The following is a 14,300-nucleotide window of genomic DNA, read 5'->3' on the forward strand; positions in this document are numbered from 1 at the left end:
TGGGAGCGAGCTTGCTCGCGAAGACGCCGGCACAGCCGACGTTGATGGCGCCTGACACCACGCCATCGCGAGCAAGCTCGCTCCCACAGGGGTCGGGTTTGCTCAGGAATTGAGGTGTTGCGCCAGCAGCGGCAGCAGTTGCTCGCACGAACCTTCAATCTTCATCTGCAAGATCTCGTCCGCCCGGGTCTTCCCGAGATTGATCGCGATCAGCGGTTTGCCCTGATCCACCACCGCCCGACACAAGCGAAACGCCGAATACGCCATCAGCGAAGAACCCACCACCAACAATCCCGCCGCGTCCTCAACCGCTGCCATCGCCCGCGCCGCCGTGACGGCCGCGACGTTTTCACCGAAAAACACCACGTCCGGCTTCATCCGCGCTGCGCCACAATGCGGGCAATGGGGCACCTGGAATCGCGCTTCAAACGCCGGATCCAGCAGCGTATCGCCATCCGGCGCTTGCACCGCATCGACGCCCGCCAGGTACGGATTCTGCGCCTCCATCACGCGCTGAATCGCATCGCGTTCGCTGCGCTGGCCGCAATCCAGGCACAGCACCCGGTGCAGGCTGCCGTGGAGTTCGATGACATCGTGGCTGCCAGCCTGATCGTGCAGCGTGTCGACGTTCTGCGTGATCAACCCGCCGATCTGCCGCGAACCCTGCAAACTGGCCAGCGCCTCGTGCGCCGCGTTGGGACTGGCCACGCGCACCCGCGGCCAACCAAGCATCGCCCGCGCCCAGTAACGCCGGCGCGCTTCGGGTGCGGCGAGAAACTCCTGATACATCATCGGCTGACGCCCACGGCGCACGCCCTGGTTGTCGCGATAGTCCGGAATGCCCGACGGCGTGCTGATGCCGGCACCGGTCAGAACCGCGAATGGCTGGTCGGCCATCAACTGCTGAAGTCGGTCGAGCTGTTCGCGGATGGGGCTGTCGAGCATGTTCAACACTCCGGGTAGGCCTTGAGTGTTGGCAGCGTAGCATTTCGCGCGCATCCCCCGAAAACTGCTCTGTCTTCCTACGAGGTTGGGTGGTTTGTATTGCAGTGTGTACGCGCTCGTTCGGGATACAGCGGCAGACGATTGCCGCCCGTTTCAAACACAGCCCCGATACACCCGCGCGATTCACTCGGTTGACCGAAATTGTTCAACTGAGAGGAGGCCACCAGCATGCACACAGCCTATTTATTCCCCAAACCCGGCGTAGGCCTGGGCCTGCGTCGCGGTCTGCTCAACGACCTTCAGGCCGCGGCGGTGGGTGACTTCGACTTTCTCGAAGTCGCGCCGGAAAACTGGATCGGCATCGGCGGTGCCCACGGCGCGGCGTTGCGTGCGTTGGCCGAACGCTATCCGTTGTCCTGTCATGGTTTGTCCTTATCGCTCGGCGGATCGGCGCCGCTGGACGTGGCGTTTTTGCACGAAGTGCGCGGTTTTCTCGATCACTTCAACGTGCCGCTGTACAGCGAACATTTGAGTTACTGCAGCGATGACGGTCACCTGTACGACTTGCTGCCGCTGCCATTCACCGAAGAAGCGGTGCACCACGTTGCCGCGCGCATTCGTCAGGCGCAGGACATTCTCGGACGGCGGCTGGCGGTGGAGAACGTTTCTTATTACGCCGCACCCCGGCAGGAGATGGACGAGCTGGCCTTCACCAATGCCGTACTGCGCGAGGCCGATTGCGACCTGCTGCTGGACGTCAACAACGTCTACGTCAACTCGATCAACCACGGTTTTGACCCGCAGGCATTTTTGGCCGGTATCGATGCCGGACGCGTGGTGGGCATGCACGTCGCCGGGCATTTCGACGAATCCGACACGTTGAAAATCGACACCCACGGCGCTTCGGTGAAACCGGTGGTCTGGTCGCTGTTGTCCGAGGCTTATGCGCGATTTGGTGCGCAACCGACGCTGCTGGAGCGCGACTTCAACTTCCCGGCGTTCTCCGAATTGGTCGCCGAGTTGCAGACCATTCGCCGCTTGCAAGCGGCGGAGGTGAACCGTGGATAAGTCCTCGTTGCATCAGCAGCAAAATGCCCTGACCCGCTACTTGCGCGACCCCGAAAACTGCGCGGCGCCGGCCGAAATGGATGCCGCGCGGCTGCAGGTGTACCGCGATCTGGTGTTCAACAATTTGTCGTTGTTGCTCAGCGGCACGTTTCCGGTGCTGGTGAAGATTCTCGGCGAGGAGGATTGGCGGTTGCTGCTGCGAGCCTTTTTGCGTGACCACCGCGCACAAACGCCGAAATTTGGCGAAATTGCCCGCGAGTTTGTCGGGTTTATCGCCGGTGGATTGCCGGGAGATTGGCCGGCGTTCATGGCCGAGTTGGCGCATTACGAATGGGTCGAAATGGTGCTGCAACAGGCGGATGACCAGCCGTTGCCGGCCAGCGACGCGCAATTAATGCTGGAGCGGCCGTTGCAGGTGTCGCCACTGGCCTGGCCGTTGGCGTATGCCTGGCCGGTGCAGCTTTTAGGCCCGGATTATCAGCCTGACGCTGCGCCGGATCAGCCGACGTTGTTGTTGGTTCGGCGCGCAGAGGACTGGAGCGTGAAGTTCGCCGAATTGAGCCCGCTGGCGTGGCGCTTGTTGCAGCGCATTGGCGAATTTCCTGCGCTGGATGGCCGGGCGCAACTGCAAGGGCTGGCGCAAGAGGCGGGCGCTGCCGGGTCGAGCGAATTCATGGAAAACGGCTGGGCGTTATTGCAGCAGATGCATGCACAAGGCGTGCTCGGCGTGGCCGCCTGAGCACAACCTCCACCCAACAACACCGCACCTGCAGGAGCTGAGCTTGCTCGCGAAAGCGGTGTGCCAGTTGATATCAACCTCAACTGACCCACCGCCATCGCGAGCAAGCTCGCTCCCACATTGATCGCGGTCGGACGCCAATCCCCCACCCAACAAACATCCCCTGTAGGAGCTGAGCTTGCTCGCGAAAGCGGTGTGCCAGTTGATATCAACCTCAGCTGACCCACCGCCATCGCGAGCAGGCTCACTCCTACATTGATCGCGGTCGAACGCCAATCCCCCACCCAACAAACATCCCCCTGTAGGAGCTGAGCTTGCTCGCGAAGGGGCCGTCAGATTCAACATCAATCTCAACTGACCCACCGCCATCGCGAGCAAGCTCGGCTCCCACAAGGCTAATGCGGCGCTGGCAATTTCAGTTCGGCGCACAGGCCGCCGCCCTCGCGGTTGCGCAAGGTCAGCGATCCGCCAATTGCCAGCGCCAGTTGCTGGGCGATCGCCAGGCCCAGCCCGGTGCCGCCGGTGCTGCGGTTGCGCGAGTTCTCTACGCGATAAAACGGTTCCATTACCTGCGCCAGTTCTTCCTCGGCAATCCCCGGCCCCCGGTCCATTACGTTGACCGACAAACTGCCATCGGCGAGTACCTTCACCACCAATTCGGCCGCGCCAGCGAACTTCAGCGCGTTGTCCGTCAAGTTCACCAGCACCCGGCGCAACGCGTGCGGGCGAGTGTCGATGACGGCAGCGCTTTTGCCGCTCAGTTGCACCTGTTTGCCCATGTCTTGATAGTCGAAGACCAGGCTGTCGAGGAACGAATCCAGATCGGTGCGGCGACTCTCTTCGGTCGCGCCGTGAATGCTGCGCGCGTACGCCACACCTTCGCGCACCAGATGTTCCATCTCGCTGAGGTCGCTCCACAGCTTGTCCTTTTCCACACAATCGTCCATGAACTCGGCGCGCAGTTTCATCCGCGTGATCGGGGTTTGCAGGTCGTGGGAAATCGCCGCCAGCAATTGCATGCGTTCCTTGAGATATGCCGCAATTCGCGCCTGCATCGCGTTGAACGCCTTGGCCGCGTGGGCTACTTCGGTCGGGCCTTTTTCGTCCAGATGCACCGCGTGGGTATTCGGGTCGAGAGTTTCCACCGCCATCGCCAGCCGTGTCAGCGGGCGGATGGCGATGCGCACGGCCAGCCACGTGCAGGCGATCATCAACGCCAATTGGCCCAACAGCACAATCGGCAACCACGGCGACAACGGCACCATCGCCGGCCGCACGTCGATGGTCACCGGGCTGCCGTCAGTGAGTTTCAGATGCACTTGGAAATGCTTCTGCGGCCCCGGAATATCCGTCACGGTCATCGGGTATTCCATGCCGATTGCGTCTTTGATCGACGTCACCGCAACCGGCATATCGTCCATCGCCGCGCCCGGCGAACCTTCGCCGAGCAAGTAGCGGTAATTGCGCCGTTCCAGTTGCTTGAGCCAACCCGCGCGTTCGTCTGCCGGCAAGCGGTCGAGGATCGCAATCGAGGTCGAAACGTCGGTTTCCAGGTTGCCGAGCATGGTGGTCCTGGCGCTTTCATAACGCTCGTAATACTGCGCACCAAACGACAAGGCCTGCGCCAGGATCAGGCCGATCAAGAAGATCAGGGACAACCGCGAGGCGAGGGTGCGCGGCCAGATCAGGGTGCGTTTCATGCCGATGCCCCGAGTACTTCGACCGGCAGGGAAAACACGTAGCCCTCACTGCGCACAGTCTTGATGCAGGCCGGTTCGCGGGCATCGTCGAGCAAGCGCTGACGCAAACGGCTGACCAGCAAGTCGATGGAACGGTCGAACAGGTCGGCGTCGCGGCCCTGGGTCAGGTTGAGCAATTGATCGCGGTTGAGCACTCGGTGCGGATGATCGAGGAACACTCGCAGCAAGCGATATTCCGCGCCGCTGAGGGCGACCATGGTGCCGTCGCTGTCGAGCAGATGCCGCGCGGAGGTGTCCAGGCGCCAGCGCCCGAACGCCAGCAGCCGACCGCTTTCGGTGACCACCAGGTTGGGCGGCAGCATGCGCGTGCGGCGCAGCACGGCGTTGATCCGCGCGAGCAATTCACGCGCGGCGAAAGGCTTGACCAGGTAATCGTCGGCGCCCATTTCGAGGCCGATGATGCGGTCGGTTTCGTCGTTGCGCGCGGTGAGCATCAGCACTGGCGTGGTTTTGTGTTTGCCGGCGCGCAATTCGCGGCACAGGGTCAGGCCGTCATCGCCCGGCATCATGATGTCGAGCACGATCAGGTCGACCGGCGTCGATTCCAGAAACGAACGCATCTGCCGACCATCCGCCACGACCGTGGTGCGCAAACCATTCTTCTTCAGATAGTTGCCGACCAGTTCGCGAATCTCGCGGTCGTCGTCGACGATGAGAATGTGATCGACATGTTCCATGGGTGCCGCCTCTGTAAATGGGGGATGTCGCGCAGTCTATCGGGCCTTTGTCCGTTCGCCCGCAGGCCTTTGTATTCCACTGTATCTGCGCTGTCGAGGGATACATGCGGACGCAAAAACGTCTATTTTGCGGGCTTTTGTATCGCTGTGTATCGGGCGCTGGCTTTGATACGTAACGACTGATTCAGGGCAAATCCCGACACAGGCGCGATACGTCGCACGCTTTTAATGGGCTCCATCGAGGCAAACCAGCAGGCCTCGCATCGACTAACCATTGAAGCCTTGAGGATTACCGCCATGAACACCAAAGCCGTCTACGCCGCTTGCCTGTTTGCCGCCCTGAACATCTGCACCTTGTCGGCCCGCGCCGAAACAGATGTCACGCCGAAAACCTACACCTACGGCACGCATTTGGACATTCAGAAAGTCGTGTCGCTGAAACAGGACGCCACGCCATCGTGCGGGATCGTCAATGCACGGCTGACTTACCTGGACTCGCAAGGCAAAACCCAGGCACTGGATTACAGCAAATTCTCCGATGACTGCGCCGACGGCAGTTGAGATGGCAATGCAATTGCCAAATTCCCGCAGTCCCCACAATCCCCTGTGGGAGCCGAGCTTGCTCGCGATGAGGCCAGTCGCCTCAATATCTACAGCGACTGAAACACCGCCATCGCGAGCAAGCTCGGCTCCCACAGGGCGGGTGATGTCCCGTTCTCTGTAGGAGCGAAGCTTGCTCGCGAAAGCGGTCTGTCGGCCGGCATGTGTGTTGAATGTGCCGGCCTCTTCGCGAGCAAGCTCGGCTCCTACAGGGGCGGGTGATGTTCCGTTCTCTGTAGGAGCAGAGCTTGCTCGCGAAAGCGATCTGTCGGCCGGCATGTGTGTTGAAAGTGCCGGCCTCTTCGCGAGCAAGCTCGGCCCCTGCAGGGGCGGGTGATGTTTCGATTATTTCAGGTGACCTGCCATGTTTCTCATCGCGTTTCTGGGCGGTATTTTGACTGTCCTCAGCCCGTGCATTCTTCCGGTTGTGCCGTTCCTGTTTGCCGGGGTCGAGCGCACGCGCTCCTCGATATTTTTCACGTTGGGCGGCATGGTTTTGACCTTCGCCCTGATCGCCAGCCTGGCCGTGGTCAGCAGCGAATGGGTGATCCAGGCCAACAACACCGGCCGCCATGTGGCGCTGATTGTCATGGTGGTGTTTGCGTTGTCGCTGATTTCCGCGCGCATCGGTGACTGGCTCGCACGCCCGTTCGTAATGCTCGGCAATCGCCTCGACCCCGCTACACGCAAAAAGTCCGGCCCGCTCGGCTCGGTGATGATCGGCGTTGCCACCGGTTTGCTCTGGGCCCCGTGCGCCGGGCCGATCCTCGGCGTGATCCTCTCCGGCGCCATGCTGCAAGGCGCCAACGCGCAAACCAGTTTGTTGCTGGTGGCTTACGGCTTGGGCAGTGCCTTGTCGCTGGGCACGTTGATCTTCGCCGGACGCAGTCTGGTCAATCGCCTCAAACCGTCGATCCCGGTCACCGCTTGGTTGCGGCGCGGCGCGGGCGTGGCGGTACTGGCGGCGGCAGCGGTGATATCCACCGGCGCGGACAACGCACTGCTCGCCGGCACCTCATCCGAAAGCGTCACCCGCGTCGAGCAAGGCCTGCTGGAAAACGTGCCGAAGGTGGTCGATTACCTCGTCAGCAAGGTCAAGGCTGACACTGCCATCGACACCGGCATCGACACTGACAAGGGCTCTATGCCGTCGCTCGACGGCGCGGTCGAATGGCTGAACTCACCGGCCCTGAATACCCAAGCGCTGAAAGGCAAAGTGGTGCTGGTCGACTTCTGGACCTACGACTGCATCAACTGCCAGCACACCTTGCCGTACGTGAAGGATTGGGCGAAAAAGTACCAGCAGGATGGCCTCGTGGTCATCGGCGTGCACACCCCGGAATACGGCTTCGAACGCATCATCGATAACGTCAGGGATCAGGTTGAAAAACTTGGCATCACCTACCCGGTGGCGATCGACAACAACTACGCAATCTGGCGCAACTTCGACAACCAATACTGGCCCGCCCACTACCTGATCGACGCCAAAGGGCAGGTGCGTTACACCCACTTTGGCGAGGGCAGTTACGACACGCAGGAACAAATGATCCGACAACTGCTGCAAGAGGCGAAGGCGCCCGCCGCATCGTAATGTCCCACCAAAGTACCTTTGGCGAGGGAGCAAGCTCACTCGCCGCAGGTACTTTGGGGTCTGGAAAAATGCGGATATGCGGCGTTTTTCGCGGTGACTGTTAACCGGGTTTAACAGATTCATCGCCATTCATCGGCGAGCGCTGCAACCGCGCCTATCTCCGGACGATCGGCGAAGACGCGGCGCAGTGCCGGGGCGATAGTTGCAGAGCAGGGCGCTGCCGGCCCCTGTCCTCATAACAAGAAGATCCACTACGGCGGAACCGTTGTCCGTCAGCGCCTGATCTGTGTTTTCACCCGCCAGGGAGCATCACCTCATGAGCACACCGATTGATCTCACTGCCCTGAAAAACCGTCAGATGGCCGCTTGGGCCAGCGGCGACTATGCCGTGATCGGCACGACGTTGCAGATTGTCGGCGAGCAACTGGCCGAAGCCTGCGACCTGCGCTGCGACGAGCTGGTGCTGGATGTCGCCGCCGGCAATGGCAACGCGACGCTCGCCGCCGCACGGCGCGGATGCAACGTGACGTCCACGGACTACGTTGCGGCGCTGCTTGAGCGCGGCGAAGACCGCAGTCGCGCGGAACGGCTGGAGGTGATTTTTCAGGTGGCCGACGCCGAAGCGCTGCCGTTCGAGGACGCCAGTTACGACGCGGTGCTCTCGACGTTTGGCGTGATGTTCACGCCCGACCAGGGCAAAGCCGCCGCCGAGTTGGCGCGCGTGGTGCGGCCCGGTGGTCGCATCGGCCTGGCCAACTGGACGCCCGAAGGCTTTGTTGGCCAGATGTTCAAAACCCTCGGTCGCCACTTGCCACCGCCACCCGGCGCGCAACCGCCGTCGAACTGGGGCAACGAATCGTGGCTGCACACGCATTTTGATGATCACGACTTCCAGACTCAGGTTACGCGGCGGCATTTCAACTTCCGCTACCGCTCGGCGGCGCATTTCATCGAAATCTTCCGCACCTGGTATGGCCCGGTTCACAAAGCATTCGCCGTGCTGCCGCCGGAAGGCGCCGAGGCGCTGGACAAGGATTTGACTGAATTGCTCAATAAACTCAACCGTGCGGGCGCCGATTCACTGGTGGTGCCGAGTGAGTATCTGGAGGTGGTGATTACCAGGCGTTGATCGTTGATCGTTGATCGTTGAGCGGTCTGGCAGATGAGGTTGTGGGTGCCTGACAGGACGCCATCGCGAGCAGGCTCACTCCTACAGGTGATCTGTGTTTGGCCGCAAATATCTTGGTTGCACACTATCCAATGTAGGAGTGAGCCTGCTCGCGATGGCGATCTGTCCGCTGAAATAAATCCCGGCTGACGGAACCGTTCACCAACAGGCGCCGCCGCTAAATCTGCAGTTCCATGATGATGGTGCGCTCAGCGCCATGGAATTCATCGCGCACTTTCACAAAACCCAATGTCAGGTAGAAACCTTCGGCCGTAATCGAGGAGGGGGCGCGCAGGGTTTTAATGTTGGCATCGCGGGCCACGGAGTGCAGCGTCGCCATCAACTGCCTGCCCAGCCCAAGACCTTGATGGTCAGGATCAACGAACACACTACGAACAACGTCGTGATCCAGACTCGCGGTTGCAATGACGCGCTGATCAACCGTCGCCACAAACACCTGCCGCAGGCTCATCAACGCGAGAATGGATTCGGCAGAAAAACCTTTCTCGACCCGGGCAATCACATCAGCCGGGTAATCCTGGGCATTGGATCGGCGCAAAGACTGAACGATAACGCGGCTGATCGCAGCCGCATCATCAGCACACGCAAGACGAATCTGACTATTCACCTTTCACTTATCCCTGTGATCAGCAACGATCTCGGCACCCTTGCATCGGCACGCCGCACGGTGGGCGGCGCTCCGATCGGAATGCGCACAAACGTTTACTTGTGCCGCGAAACGTCAAACCACTCCATCGCCGTGCGCCAGATGCAAATGCCCAGAAAGTACGCCGACATCAGCAGCCACAGGCCCATGACCAACGGGTTGATCACTGGATGGTTGACCACCAGCGACAAACTGCACAGTAGCCAAATGGCGGTGACGGCAATGTTGATCGGCATGAACTTGCGCACGCGGAACGGGTGCAGGAACTTCATCCGCGTGACGGTCAGCAGCGCCAGGCCGATCACGGTGAGGAAGGTCACCCACGGCGACGGGCTGATGATGTACAGGCACAACGCAACGACGTTCCAGGCAGCGGGGAAGCCCTGGAAGTAGTTGTCCTTGCTCTTCATGTTGACGTTGCAGAAGCAGAACAGCGACGACACCAGAATCAGCGACACGGTCAGCAGCAGCGTGTATTCCGGCAGGGGAATGTAGCGGTAGATGAACAGCGCCGGGATAAACACGTAAGTCAGGTAATCGATGACCAGATCGAGGATCGAGCCATCGAAACTCGGCAGCACCGATTGCACATTGACCTTGCGCGCCAGTGCGCCATCGAGGCCGTCGACGATCAGCGCCACGCCCAACCAGAGCAGGCAATGCGTGGCTTGATTTTCCAGCAGCGCGAGGGTGGCCAGGAAAGCAGTGACCACGCCAGTCGCGGTAAAACCATGGGCGCCCCATGCTTTCAGCCTGGCGATGTGTAGGGTTGATATCACGGGGGCGTTCTCCAAAAAGTGAAGCAAGCCAGTCAGCACCCTTCTATTGGGGGCGTCGGCAAACCGGGTCGGGTTGCAGGTATCGACCGGAAAAGCGGGAATAAGGTTCACCACCTCTCAATCTTAGCTGGGTCGCGCGCAAAAACGTTGGAGAAATTTGCCGGGGGCATTTCACAGGACATTGCGGTGAGGGGGCAAATGTTTGGCACTCGCGGCCTATTGGCCTTCGATTCAGTCAGACGGTGCTGGCGCAATCACCACCGGAGACTATTGTTGGCTGACTGCTTATGCCTGTTTAAGCCACGTCTATTAATGAGGATGGCGTCATGAACACCAGCGATCTGCTTGAACAACTCCTGCGCGGCGGCCAAGGCTCGACGTCGCAACAACGTGGCGGCGCTTCGCCATCGCCGGGCGGCCTCGGTGGCTTGCTCGGCGGTCTGTTAGGCGCAGGCGCCGGGTCGGGTGGCGGCAGTGGCGGCCTCGGCGGTCTACTTGGTGGCCTGTTGGGCGGTGGCTCGGCGTTGGGTGGTTCGGCGCGCACGCGCTCGGCCGGCGGCACTAATTACGCGGCACTGGCCTCCCTCGGGATGATGGCGTTTCAGGCCTACCAAGCCTGGCAACGCAGCCAGGCCTCGGCGCCGCAACAGGCGCCGCGCACTGTCGATCTGCTGTCCGGCCCGGAAGTCGAGGAACACAGCCACGCCGTGTTGCGCGCCTTGATCGGTGCCGCCAAGGCTGATGGCCGCATCGATGCCAATGAAAAACAGATGATCAGCGCTGAAGTCGGCCGCCACACCGAAGACCCGCAACTGCAGCAATGGCTCGACGACGAAGTCGCGCGTCCGCTGGATGCTGCCGATGTGGCGCAATCCGCCACCGACCCGGCGATGGCAGCGGAAATGTATCTGGCGAGTGTGATGTTGGTCAACGATCAGCAGGACGCCGAGCGCGCGTATCTGGATGAACTGGCCGCAGCATTGAAGATCGAGCCAGAGTTGCAGTTGCATCTGGAGCAGCAAGCTAAAAGTGGCTTGGCTCAACAATAAGCAGCCTGCATGGCTACCGGTAGGAACAGCTCCTACCGGATGCCCGAACAGGTTATAGGGCTGCTCAGAAAACAGGCCTTATTCGCGGCCGTCGTCAGTGTCGTCAATATCGTTAAGGGCTCTTTCGGTCAACGAGATGCAATTCTTTTTGCCTTCTTCCGTGCCTTTAGCCTGTTCCTTTTGAGCATTTTCTACGGCTTGTTTAATCCTGGCATTCAACTCGACACTCTGGACTTTCATCTGCGGTTGAGCATCTTTGATTTTTTGCAGATTGACAGCGCAAAGATCGTCCGCAGCGAATGCGGCGGGCGCCAATAACGTAGCAGCAACAAACAATCCGGCAAGTGCAGAACGCTTCATGGAAATCTCCTTAATGGATAGCTCGGCGCTGGTGCAACAAATCAGCCCGGCACCGACTCAATATCAGAAACTCTAAAACCCATCAGAAACTCTTAATCAGAAACTCTAAACTGCGGATTCGCCAGGCGTGCCTTTCGGCAACGCCTACCGAAACACGGCAGTCAGCCAAGGATTATTGATCGCCCTTGGTGTTGTTTTGAATGTCCTGCAAGGCTTGCGTGGTTAACGAAATGCAGTCCTTGGTGCCTTCTTCAGTGCCTTTGGCCTTTGCCGCTTCAGCCTTTTTCACCGTGTCTTCAATATTGGTCTTAAGCCCCTCGCTCTGTACTTCCGTACTCACTTGAGCGTCTTTGATCTTTTGCAGATTGACCGTACACAGGTCAGCCGCAGCGAACGCGGAGGGTGCCAGCAACGTAGCGGCAATAAACAAACCAGCAAGTGCAGAACGCTTCATGAAAATCTCCTTGATGGATAACTCGGTGCCTGGCTAAACATTCAGCCCGACACCGACTCAATATCAGGCCCTGAAACAGTGCCTGGAAAATCACTATAGCTAACGATGGCAAAAACGCAGATCGCTTCTTGTCGCGGCTTCTCGTCGCTTTAGATGTTGCTTCATCAACACACTTCAGGCATCGCGCAACAAGTCATTAGCGTTCAACAACTCGTAGGCAATTTCTGGCCGTTTTTCCAGACTGCGACGAATCGCAGCTGGAATAGATGCACGCGTTTTGCGACACAACCCCGGCAATTCTTCAACAGTAATGCCGATCCCGCGCATGGTTCGCACTTCATTGAAACCAGGCGCCAACTCCACGCGAACACCTAATTGTTCAAACATCCGTTGTTGCACTCGTTGCAGGTCGGCGAGGCTTTGCAGATTTTCCAACCGATCAAGCAGTCGCTTCTCCTCCTGACGAGTCAGAAACAGGATCCGCACATCCGCTCCCGGTGTTTCCAGCAGCGGATCGCGCCCGCAGATGCAGGCGCCGGGCGGGCAGGGTGAGCGGATCGGTGCGGAAGTCGTCATGGGCTCAATCATAGAAGCCCATCAACGGTTTTGCCCACAGCGATTCGACGGACCTCAAGGACAAGCAGCCAATGCGCCTGCCCCTGACACTCACCCCTATGCACCACGGCGGTTAATGAGCGGCCAACCCTTCGTACTGCACAAGAATCGCATTTGCCAGGTCTTCATCGGTGGCATTCAAACCAGGGTTATCCTGGCGAATCTGTTTCAACACCGACTCCATGTAAACCCCACGAATCGCACCATCACTGGCGACGAACGCCGACACGTCATCACGGGCCGGAATCACCATTTTGTGATCTTTGAAGGTGGAATACAGCGAAGCGGATACCCCGGCGGAGGTCGCGACATCGCCGGCGTCCACACGGGCGAAAGCCGAACCGAACGGCAGGCACAAGACAAGACTGGATACGAAGAGCATGCGGCGCATGGCGGTGTCCTCCAAAAGCGCAAAGCAAAAATGAAGTAGCACATAACGTAGGAGGCTCGCCGACGAGCAGAGTTCAATGGCGCTGTTCTTGCTGTATGGTCCGCTCGCCCCCAAAGGAGAGCTGAGATGATTGAACTGGCAACCTGGAACTTGACGATTCCTGTCGGCACACCGGCCAAAGTCATCGATACCCCGAGATTGGTGGATGGCTATTCCGACCAATATTTCCGATCTGGCGACAAACTGTTTTTCTGGGCGCCGGTCACCGGTTCCAGCACCGCGAAATCCGAATTCCCCCGCAGCGAACTGCGCGAAACCCTGAGTGACGGCACGCTGCGCAACTGGACCTATCCCGAAGCCAATCACCGCCTCAAAGCGGTCTTGAAAGTTAACCAAGTGCCCTCGATCGGCAGGATCGTGATTGGCCAAATCCATATCTATCAGGGCGAAGGCCCGCTGCTGAAAGTTGAATATCAATACGATGCGGCCAGAAAAAAGGGCGATGTGATTGCCAACTACCGGCTGAAACCGGGCAGCGAAGACGTGACCATCGTGATCGCCAGGGACATAGCCCTCGGCAAGACATTTTCTTATGAAGTGCGCTTCAGTTCGGCGGGTTACTTGAACGTCGATTCGCAAGGCTACAGCTGGGGCAAGCAAATCAGCTCGAGTTGGAAGAACAAAAAGCTGTACTTCAAGGCTGGCGTTTATGCGCTGGACAACACCGGCTACAAGAATGAGGGCGGGCAGGTGACGTTCAGTCAGCTGGATGTGGCGCATACGCAGCGTTAGGTCAGGGTGGGTTAATGGCCTCATCGCGAGCAGGCTCATTCCGAGATCTTGTAGGAGCGAGGCTTGCCCGCGAAGGCGGTCTGTCATCCAGCATTGATGGTGGCCGGGCTGACGCCATCGCGAGCAAGCTCGGCTCTCACAGGGTTTGGTGTTTTGGCAAGAGCCTGTGAGCCTGCTCGCGAAAGCGTTATTCAGTGCAAGTCATTCCTCAGATCCGAAACGCCTGGCGTCCCACCAACAGCCACTTGCCGTGCTGTTTCTGCCAGATCTGCAAGTTCTCGATTTCGGTCGGTACCACTTCGGTGCCATTCAACGCCTGCGCCGAAAAGTGATTACGCACTAGCGCGGTATCGCCCGACAGGGTGATGGTCTGCTTCTGCATCTCCAGCGTTTTGAAAGCGCTTTTGCCGGTTTCGATATCGGCAATAAAGGCTTTTTTGTCCTGAACCTTGCCGCTCGAATGGCCGTAGCTCAGGGTCGGCGCGGTGAGTTTCTCCAGCGCGGGGATATCTTTGTGCAGCATGGCTTGGGTCAGATGATCGACGGCTTGTGCGACATCGTTCTCGGCGGTCGCCGGGGCGGCGGCGACGTAGCCGCTGAAGAGGCACAGAAAACCGATCAGCAGTTTGGCTTTGGTCATGGGTT

The 14,300-nt window shown here is 59.5% G+C and carries 17 protein-coding genes; 7 read left to right on the forward strand and 10 right to left on the reverse strand.

Features of this window, described 5'->3' with window-relative positions:
• Positions 1–102 precede the first annotated feature (102 nt).
• Positions 103–945, reverse strand: coding sequence for an NAD-dependent protein deacetylase (locus BLU01_RS24325; RefSeq protein ID WP_092280256.1), 843 nt, complete (start codon positions 943–945; stop codon positions 103–105).
• A 228-nt stretch (positions 946–1,173) separates the two neighbouring features.
• Here BLU01_RS24325 and BLU01_RS24330 point away from each other — a divergent pair, with 228 nt between their 5' ends.
• Both BLU01_RS24330 and BLU01_RS24335 read left to right on the forward strand, forming a co-directional pair.
• Positions 1,174–2,013, forward strand: coding sequence for an HvfB family MNIO-type RiPP peptide maturase (locus tag BLU01_RS24330; protein WP_092280258.1), 840 nt, complete (start codon positions 1,174–1,176; stop codon positions 2,011–2,013).
• The gene (locus tag BLU01_RS24335) at positions 2,006–2,752 is read left to right on the forward strand and encodes an HvfC family RiPP maturation protein (RefSeq protein WP_092280260.1); all 747 of its coding nucleotides are present in this window, start codon (positions 2,006–2,008) and stop codon (positions 2,750–2,752) included. Before BLU01_RS24330 ends, BLU01_RS24335 begins: the two co-directional genes overlap by 8 nt.
• Before the next feature lie 395 nt (positions 2,753–3,147).
• Here the strand turns inward: BLU01_RS24335 and BLU01_RS24340 are convergent, their stop codons facing one another.
• Together BLU01_RS24340 and BLU01_RS24345 are read right to left on the reverse strand one after the other, a co-directional pair.
• Positions 3,148–4,452 carry an ATP-binding protein gene (locus BLU01_RS24340; protein ID WP_092280262.1) on the reverse strand — a complete coding sequence of 435 codons (1,305 nt, stop codon included), beginning with the start codon at positions 4,450–4,452 and terminating at the stop codon, positions 3,148–3,150.
• Positions 4,449–5,189: a response regulator gene (locus BLU01_RS24345; RefSeq protein ID WP_092280264.1), complete on the reverse strand. Its 741-nt coding sequence runs from the start codon at positions 5,187–5,189 to the stop codon at positions 4,449–4,451. Before BLU01_RS24345 ends, BLU01_RS24340 begins: the two co-directional genes overlap by 4 nt.
• Positions 5,190–5,486: 297 nt before the next feature.
• On the opposite strand from BLU01_RS24345, the gene BLU01_RS24350 reads away from it, so the two are divergent.
• The 3 genes from BLU01_RS24350 (at position 5,487) to BLU01_RS24360 (ending at position 8,509) form a co-directional block, all read left to right on the forward strand.
• Positions 5,487–5,750 (forward strand): DUF2790 domain-containing protein, encoded by a 264-nt coding sequence (locus tag BLU01_RS24350; RefSeq protein WP_092280266.1) that lies wholly within the window; start codon positions 5,487–5,489, stop codon positions 5,748–5,750.
• Positions 5,751–6,153: 403 nt separating this feature from the next.
• Entirely contained in the window at positions 6,154–7,380 is a 1,227-nt protein-coding gene (locus BLU01_RS24355) for a cytochrome c biogenesis protein DipZ (protein ID WP_092280268.1), read from the forward strand.
• 316 nt (positions 7,381–7,696) lie between these two features.
• A complete protein-coding gene (locus BLU01_RS24360; protein ID WP_092280270.1) occupies positions 7,697–8,509 on the forward strand; it encodes a class I SAM-dependent methyltransferase in 813 nt (270 codons plus the stop codon).
• Positions 8,510–8,726: 217 nt separating this feature from the next.
• Here BLU01_RS24360 and BLU01_RS24365 read toward each other — a convergent pair whose 3' ends face one another.
• Entirely contained in the window at positions 8,727–9,176 is a 450-nt protein-coding gene (locus BLU01_RS24365) for a GNAT family N-acetyltransferase (protein WP_092280272.1), read from the reverse strand.
• 95 nt (positions 9,177–9,271) lie between these two features.
• Positions 9,272–9,994, reverse strand: coding sequence for a phosphatidylcholine synthase (gene pcsA / locus BLU01_RS24370; protein WP_092280274.1), 723 nt, complete (start codon positions 9,992–9,994; stop codon positions 9,272–9,274).
• A 326-nt stretch (positions 9,995–10,320) separates the two neighbouring features.
• Between pcsA and BLU01_RS24375 the strand changes: the two genes are divergently transcribed.
• Positions 10,321–11,043, forward strand: coding sequence for a tellurite resistance TerB family protein (locus tag BLU01_RS24375; protein ID WP_092280276.1), 723 nt, complete (start codon positions 10,321–10,323; stop codon positions 11,041–11,043).
• Between the two features lie 78 nt (positions 11,044–11,121).
• Here BLU01_RS24375 and BLU01_RS24380 read toward each other — a convergent pair whose 3' ends face one another.
• The 4 genes from BLU01_RS24380 to BLU01_RS24395 form a co-directional block, all read right to left on the reverse strand.
• Positions 11,122–11,403 carry a hypothetical protein gene (locus tag BLU01_RS24380; RefSeq protein ID WP_092280278.1) on the reverse strand — a complete coding sequence of 94 codons (282 nt, stop codon included), beginning with the start codon at positions 11,401–11,403 and terminating at the stop codon, positions 11,122–11,124.
• Between the two features lie 172 nt (positions 11,404–11,575).
• A complete protein-coding gene (locus BLU01_RS24385; RefSeq protein ID WP_092280280.1) occupies positions 11,576–11,857 on the reverse strand; it encodes a hypothetical protein in 282 nt (93 codons plus the stop codon).
• 174 nt (positions 11,858–12,031) lie between these two features.
• Complete coding sequence (locus tag BLU01_RS24390) at positions 12,032–12,433, reverse strand: hypothetical protein (RefSeq protein WP_092280282.1); 402 nt, start codon at positions 12,431–12,433, stop codon at positions 12,032–12,034.
• 112 nt (positions 12,434–12,545) lie between these two features.
• Entirely contained in the window at positions 12,546–12,863 is a 318-nt protein-coding gene (locus BLU01_RS24395) for a DUF2388 domain-containing protein (RefSeq protein WP_092280284.1), read from the reverse strand.
• Between the two features lie 126 nt (positions 12,864–12,989).
• Here BLU01_RS24395 and BLU01_RS24400 point away from each other — a divergent pair, with 126 nt between their 5' ends.
• Positions 12,990–13,655, forward strand: coding sequence for a polysaccharide lyase family 7 protein (locus tag BLU01_RS24400; protein ID WP_092280286.1), 666 nt, complete (start codon positions 12,990–12,992; stop codon positions 13,653–13,655).
• A 208-nt stretch (positions 13,656–13,863) separates the two neighbouring features.
• Here the strand turns inward: BLU01_RS24400 and BLU01_RS24405 are convergent, their stop codons facing one another.
• Positions 13,864–14,295 carry a nuclear transport factor 2 family protein gene (locus tag BLU01_RS24405; RefSeq protein ID WP_092280288.1) on the reverse strand — a complete coding sequence of 144 codons (432 nt, stop codon included), beginning with the start codon at positions 14,293–14,295 and terminating at the stop codon, positions 13,864–13,866.
• Positions 14,296–14,300 lie beyond the last annotated feature (5 nt).

It is taken from the genome of Pseudomonas prosekii, assembly GCF_900105155.1.
Taxonomy (GTDB): domain Bacteria; phylum Pseudomonadota; class Gammaproteobacteria; order Pseudomonadales; family Pseudomonadaceae; genus Aquipseudomonas; species Aquipseudomonas prosekii.